The sequence below is a fragment of the Acidovorax sp. SUPP1855 genome (genome assembly GCF_030158955.1).
GTDB lineage: Bacteria > Pseudomonadota > Gammaproteobacteria > Burkholderiales > Burkholderiaceae_C > Paracidovorax.
On the sequence record NZ_BQXI01000022.1, the window covers coordinates 86264 to 92863 of the forward strand.

Consider the following 6600-nt stretch of genomic DNA (forward strand, 5'->3'; position numbering starts at 1 on the left):
GGGCGCACCGCCGGCTTCAAGCCAAAACGCCCTCCAGCACAATAAGTACTAGGGCATATTGCTACCAAAAAAATAGCAACCTATCGCAGCGCGTAACCCACGACGATGCCGGCGAATAGCGTGAACCCGATCCAGTGGTTCTCGCGGAAGGCCCGAAAGCAACCGTCGCGCGTGCGGTGGCGGATCAGCGCGAAGTGCCACGCCACCTGGGCCAGCACCGCGCCGATCGCGAGGTAGAACGCCGCGCCCAGCCCCAGCGGCGCCAGCGAAACGCCCCAGAACGCCACCAGCAGCAGGTAGAACGCCAGGATGGCCGCCACGTCGAAGCGGCCCAGGGTGATGGCCGACGTCTTCATGCCGATCTTCAGGTCGTCGTCGCGGTCCACCATGGCGTATTCGGTGTCGTAGGCCAGCACCCAGAACAGGTTGCCCAGCACCAGCCACAGCGCCAGCCACGGCACCTCGCCGCGCACGGCGGTGAACGCCATCGGAATGCCCATGCTGAAGGCCACGCCCAGCACCGCCTGCGGCATCGAGAAGAACCGCTTGGTGAACGGGTAGAGCACCGTGACCGCCAGCGCCGGCACCGACCACGCGATGGTGATGGCATTGGTGGTGAGCACCAGCGCGAAGGCGACCAGCGCCAGCACCGCGCCCACGGCCAGCGCCTCGCGCGGGGAGACGGCGCCGCTCGTCACCGGCCGCTGCGCCGTGCGCTTGACGTGCCGGTCGAACCGGCGGTCGGCCACGTCGTTCACGCAGCAGCCCGCGCTGCGCATCAGGATGGTGCCCAGCGTGAACACGGCCAGCAGGTGCCAGCCGGGGAATCCGCCCGCCGCGACCCACAGCGCCGACAGCGTGGGCCACAGCAGCAGCAGCCAGCCGGCCGGGCGGCTCCAGCGGATCAGGTCGAGGTAGAGCGACAGGCGCGACGGCGTGGGGGCGGAAAGCTGCATGGCGCGGAAAAAGGAAAGGAAAGAAAAAAGAGAGAAAGAGAGGCGACCCGGGAAACGAAAACGCCCGCACGGGTGGGCGGGCGCTGGCTGGGCAGGGCCGTGCAAGCCCGGCCGGCTTATTCCTCCAGGAGCGAGCGCAGCATCCAGGCGGTCTGCTCGTGCACCGCCAGGCGCTGGGTCAGCAGATCGGCCGTGGGTTCGTCGCTGGCCTTGTCGGCCACCGGGAACAGCTCGCGCGCCGTGCGGGCGACGGCCTCGTGGCCCTCGACCAGGATGCGCACCATCTCCAGCGCGTGGGGCGGCTCGGTGGGCGCGTCGGGCAGCGAGGTGAGCTTGCCGAACTGAGCGTACGAGCCCGGCGCCGCATGGCCCAGCGAGCGGATGCGCTCGGCCACCGGGTCCACCGCGTTCCACAGCTCGGTGTACTGCCCCATGAACATGGTGTGCAGCGTGTTGAACATCGGGCCCGTCACGTTCCAGTGGAAATTGTGGGTGGTGAGGTACAGCGTGTAGGTGTCGGCCAGCAGGCGCGACAGGCCTTGCGCGATGGCCGCGCGGTCCTTGTCGCTGATGCCGATGTTGATGCGCGGTGCGCCGCTGGCGCCGGCGCGGGCAAGGGGGGTCTTGGGGGTCTTGGCCATGGAGAACTCCTTCGGGTGCTGAACTGAACGATGCGTTGCGTTGCCGCTGCCATCTTGCCGGCCCGGCCGGGCCTCCGCCACTGAGGGGGGAGGCGTGGCGCGCGGGCGCCTGAAACACTTTAGCGCATGCAGGGCGGCCAGCGGCCGCCCGGGGTCACTGCATCTGCGGCAGGTTGCCGATGCGCACCAGCATCTCGGTGAACATCTGCATGTCGGCGTCGAGGTCGGCCACTTCCTTGAATTCCTTCGCGTTGTGGGCCGTGTATTTCTTGCCCGGCATCGCGGGGCCGAAGTTGATCGCGTTGGGCATCAGCTTGGCCGTGGTGCTGCCGGCCGTGGGCACGGGCTTGGCCTCCAGGCCCGTGGTGTCGCCGAAGGTGTTGAGCAGCGTGGAAAGCCAGGCGCCCTTGGGGTCGCGCGCCATCCACTCGCCCTGGCTGTGGTCCACCTCGACCGCCACGCCGGCCTGCGCGCCCCACGCCTGGATGCGCGCGGCGGTGGCCTTCGTCAGCACGTCGGCGGTGCTGCCGCGCGGCATGCGCACGTTCACCAGCACATCGACCTTGCCGTCCTTCTCGCGCACCAGGTTGGGCGACATCGTGAGCGGGCCCATGAAGTCGTCGCTGTACGCCAGGCCCATCGTGCGGCCCAGGTAGTCGGTGCCGTACAGGTCGGCGATGTAGCGCACCGCGCTGGCGTAGCCGTTGGCCGCCAGCGGCACGCCGGACTCCTGCAGGAACAGCGCCAGGCGCGGCAGCGGGTTCACGCCCTCTTCGGGGCGCGAGCCGTGGGCCGACGTGCCCGTGACCTTGACCGTCAGCGCGGCGCCGTCCTGGACGATGTCGATGGCGAAGGGGCCGCCCTGGCCCGCGTACTTGGCGATGAAGGCCTCTCGGGCCGCGCCCAGGCGCTGCGCCGCGGCGGCCAGGTCGCCGCCCGTGAGGCGCGCGGTGGCCGTCTGCGGCACGGCGTTGGCCGAGGCGGCGCCCGCCATCGCAGCGATGGTGACCGCACCGGCCGGCACGGCGGCGGCAGGTGCCAGGGCGAACGAGGCGCGCAGCGCGCCCGAACCCTTTTCGGCCACCACGGCGGGGTACTTGCTGTCCAGCACGATGTTGTACTCGGGCAGCTGGGTCTTGGCGCGGTAGTACTTCATCGCGTCGCCGCCCGTTTCTTCGGTCGTCTCGACCATGAGGCGGATCGTGCGGGCCATCGGCAGGCCGCTGTCCTTCACCGCCTTCATCGCGTACAGCACGGCGGCGATGGAGCCCTTGTCGTAGATGGAGCCGCGGCCGTACAGGTTGCCGCCCACCCGCGTGAGCTTGAACGGGTCCAGCCGGGTGCCGTCGTCCAGCACCCATTCGTCGGCCACCACGGGCACCACGTCGGCGTGCGTGAGGATGCCGAATTCCTCGGTGCCCGTGCCGGGCAGCTTCACTTCGAAGATGCGGTTGTCCACGTTGCGGTACTGCAGGCCGAAATCCTTGGCCATGCCTTCGACCAGCGTGCCGAAGGCGATGATGGCCTTGTCCTCGTGCGGCGGCACCTTGTCGGCGCGCACCGTGGGAATAGCCACCATCTTCGCGGTCGTGTCGATCACCGCCGTGTGGTGGTGCAGCCGGTTGTACAGGCCCAGCAGGCGGCTGATGTTCACCAGGTCGTCGCCCGCCAGCGTGGCCTTGGACCCATACGCCTTCACGCTGGGCGCCAGCGCAGGGTAGGTGCGCACCGCGCGTTCGAGGAACGCGCTGAAATCGCCGCTGGGCGCGCCCGTCTCGGCGACCACCAGGCGGTCCAGATCGGGTTTCTTGAGCGTGCCCACCAAGGGCGCGGCGTCGGTCGGCGCGGTCACGCTGGAGCAGGCCGAAAGGCCCAGGGCCAGGCCGGCCGCCATCAAAAGCTTCTTCATGAATGTCCTCGGGATTGTGGAGAGCGCGGCGCCCCGCGCGGACCGCATGTGGCGCGGCCCGCGCCAGGCCGGGGTGGAGGATGCCCACCCACCGGCCGCGCGCGGGGCGAAGTTTAGCCCTGCCCCGAGGCGTTTCGGTGAAGCCGGCAACCCGCGCGCGCGGCGGCCAGCGCCGACCACCGGGCCGCCAGGCCCGCAAAAAGAAGCGAAAAAAGAGGCCGGCCGCTGGCCTGCGGTCAGGACAGGCGCGTCATGCCCGGCAGCTCGCAGGCGTAGATCGCGTTGCGCAGCGCGGCGATGGCCTCGTAGCGGGTGAAGCTGCGGCGCCAGGCCAGCACCACGCGGCGCATGGGCGGCGGGCTGCCGTCGGTCTCCTGGATCGGCAGGTAGCGGATGTGCGTGTCGTCGCTCTTGCGCCGGCGCGACCCCGTGTGCAGGGCATCGCGCGGCACCGACAGGCGCGGCACCAACGTCACGCCCATGCCGGCCGACACCATGTGCTTGATCGTCTCGAGCGATGAGCCCTCGAACGTGCGGCGGATGCCCTCGGCATTGCTCGCGTAGCGCGCGAACTCGGGGCAGACCTCCAGCACATGGTCGCGAAAGCAATGGCCCGCGCCCAGCAGCAGCATGGTCTCGCTCTTGAGCTGCGCGGCGGAAATGGATTTCTGTTCGGCCAGCGGGTGGCTGCTGGGCACGGCCGCCATGAACGGCTCGTCGTACAGCGGCGCCATCGCCAGGCCCGTGTCGGGAAACGGCTCGGCCATGATCGCGCAGTCGATCTCGCCGGTGCGCAGCATCTCCAGCAGCTTGACGGTGAAGTTCTCCTGCAGCATGAGCGGCATCTGCGGCGTGCGCGCGATGGCGTGGCGCACCAGCTCGGGCAGCAGGTAGGGACCGATCGTGTAAATCACGCCCAGCGTGAGCGCCCCGGCCAGCGGGTCCTTGCCGCGCTTGGCGATTTCCTTGATGGCGGCGGCCTGTTCCAGCACGCTCTGCGCCTGGCGCACGATCTCGTCGCCCAGCGAGGTGACCGACACCTCGCCCGCGCTGCGCTCGAAAAGTTTGACCTCCAGCTCGTCTTCCAGCTTCTTGATGGCCACCGACAGCGTGGGCTGCGACACATAGCAAGCATCGGCCGCCCGGCCAAAGTGCTTCTCCCGGGCCACAGCGACGATGTATTTGAGTTCCGTGAGGGTCATTGTTGGATGCGGATTGGCGAACGCGACATTGTGCGCCGAGATGAAACCCCTGTCGGTCGGCAGTTCGCGGGGAGTTCGGTGGGGGGGAAGGAACTTTACCCAGGCTTCACATTGGGGTGCGGGGCGGGCCAGGGGCTGGCGAAAGGTGTATTGCATGCCCAGAAAACGCTGGCGGCCGAGGCATGCGCGTTGCGCGCTAATGGGGCTTGCCAGTCATCTTCGCCGCGGCTTTCCTTATGGCCGAATAGGCTTCATGCCTTACAAAATCATGGTCATGATGCTATTAAAAATATAGCGCATCGAATGTGTTTGGTCCGAACTCTGGCGAGGGCGAGTCGTCGGTCCAGGGGGATGGATTCCGTCCGCGTTGGACGGCGGGGAAATTAACGCCCTGCCGCCATGCATCGCTCTGAACACTGCTGCGGGAGCACCAACGCCATAAGGCAAATTGATTTGCCACATAAACGATCAGATGGGTTTCGTGCTGTTCATCTCGCTTTTCACTTATCGCTTGGAGGGGCTCTGTTGCACAAATCGAATTGCAGACGGCATGACCCCAACCCCAGACGGACCTATGCCACAGCAGTCACCGACACGGTGTGAGGACGGCCGATCTGGCTGAACCGATTGAGCCAAGGCCACGCGGACATGCAGCTCCACAACCTGGCGGTCGAACGTGCGCGCGATCACCCGTTCGCCCAGTCGCTTGAAGCGGTGCATCTTCGTCTCCACAAGGCTGCGCCGGTGGTAGCCGCTCCACTTCTTCCAAATGCCGCGACCCAGGCGCTGGCACGCCCGAACGGCCTCATTGCGATGCGCCGAGCCCGGACTCGACTTCTTGCAATGGCTGGCGTTCTTGCGGGGCGGGATCACCGCCATCGCGTGCCGCTCGGCAATGGCGTCCAGGCAGGCGCGCGTGTCGTAGGCGCCATCGCCACTGACGCTTTCGATGGATTCGTCGGTGGGCATCCGAGCCAGCAACCCGGGCAACATCGGCGCATCCCCAACGGCGTTGCCGGTCACCTCGATGGCGCGTATTTCCAGCGTCTGCGCGTCGATGCCCAGATGGACCTTGCGCCATTCGCGCCGGTACTCGGCGCCATGCTTTTTGCGCTTCCACTCGCCTTCGCCCAGGAACTCGATGCCGGTGCTGTCCACCAGCAACTGCAGCGGCGAGTTGGTTCGCTGGTAGCTCAGCTCGACCTGCAAGGTCTTTTGGCGCCGGCAAACCGTGCTGAAGTCAGGTACCGGCCAGTCCAGCTTTGCTAGCCGCAGCAGGCTCTGCACCATGCCCAGCGCCTGTCGCAAGGGCTGGCCGAACAGGCACTTGATGCTCAAGCAGAACTGGATGGCTGCGTCCGAGAAGGTCGGGCTGCGCCCGCGCTTGCCGGTCGGCGTGCCAAACCACTGCATGCCCTCATCGAGCCACATCGTCAACGAGCCTCGCGCTTTCAGCGCCGCGTCGTACGCCTTCCAGTTCGTCGTGCGGTACTGGCTCCGCTGCCTGTTCTTCGTCTCTGTCACGCTGTCAGTCTACGGGCATCAGCATCGCGATTTGTGCAACAAAGCCGGTAGATGACCTCCGTGCTGTCCATCTCACCGGCCGGCGCGGCGCCGTTGCAACTCCTGCGATTACCGTACTGGCCCAGCACGGTGCTGCCGATGCCGTCCTCGGCATAGACGGGAACCTCTCAAAACCCAGCCGCACACTGGTTGACCAAGACCAGCCAACCCATGACTTGCGATGATCCCCCCCCGTAGCGCGCTGAAGTTCGACCTGTTCGCTGAGGCCTCGCGCCAACACAAGAGAGATGAGGTGGGCGATCCGCTGCAGGTGATCGCGCGGCACATCGACTTCGCAGAACTGGCCCGGCTGGTGGATGCCTTGATCG

General features: G+C 67.3%; 4 protein-coding genes and 1 pseudogene. All 5 read right to left on the minus strand.

Going from position 1 to position 6600, the window contains the following annotated elements; translation table 11 throughout:
• Positions 1–80: 80 nt before the first annotated feature.
• Complete coding sequence (gene ubiA, locus AVMA1855_RS18270) at positions 81–956, minus strand: 4-hydroxybenzoate octaprenyltransferase (protein ID WP_284426780.1); 876 nt, start codon at positions 954–956, stop codon at positions 81–83.
• A 116-nt stretch (positions 957–1072) separates the two neighbouring features.
• The gene (locus AVMA1855_RS18275) at positions 1073–1597 is read right to left on the minus strand and encodes a Dps family protein (RefSeq protein WP_284394159.1); all 525 of its coding nucleotides are present in this window, start codon (positions 1595–1597) and stop codon (positions 1073–1075) included.
• Positions 1598–1751: 154 nt separating this feature from the next.
• Positions 1752–3506, minus strand: coding sequence for a dipeptidase (locus tag AVMA1855_RS18280; RefSeq protein ID WP_284426781.1), 1755 nt, complete (start codon positions 3504–3506; stop codon positions 1752–1754).
• Positions 3507–3742: 236 nt separating this feature from the next.
• The gene (locus AVMA1855_RS18285; protein ID WP_284426782.1) at positions 3743–4708 is read right to left on the minus strand and encodes a LysR substrate-binding domain-containing protein; all 966 of its coding nucleotides are present in this window, start codon (positions 4706–4708) and stop codon (positions 3743–3745) included.
• A gap of 572 nt (positions 4709–5280) precedes the next feature.
• Positions 5281–6232, minus strand: a pseudogene (locus AVMA1855_RS18290) (IS5 family transposase).
• Positions 6233–6600 lie beyond the last annotated feature (368 nt).

Coding starts and splice junctions, on each gene's coding strand:
- ubiA (WP_284426780.1), bottom strand. CDS start 956: ATGCAGCTTTCCGCCCCCACGCCGTCGCGCCTGTCGCTCTACCTCGAC.
- AVMA1855_RS18275 (WP_284394159.1), bottom strand. CDS start 1,597: ATGGCCAAGACCCCCAAGACCCCCCTTGCCCGCGCCGGCGCCAGCGGC.
- AVMA1855_RS18280 (WP_284426781.1), bottom strand. CDS start 3,506: ATGAAGAAGCTTTTGATGGCGGCCGGCCTGGCCCTGGGCCTTTCGGCC.
- AVMA1855_RS18285 (WP_284426782.1), bottom strand. CDS start 4,708: ATGACCCTCACGGAACTCAAATACATCGTCGCTGTGGCCCGGGAGAAG.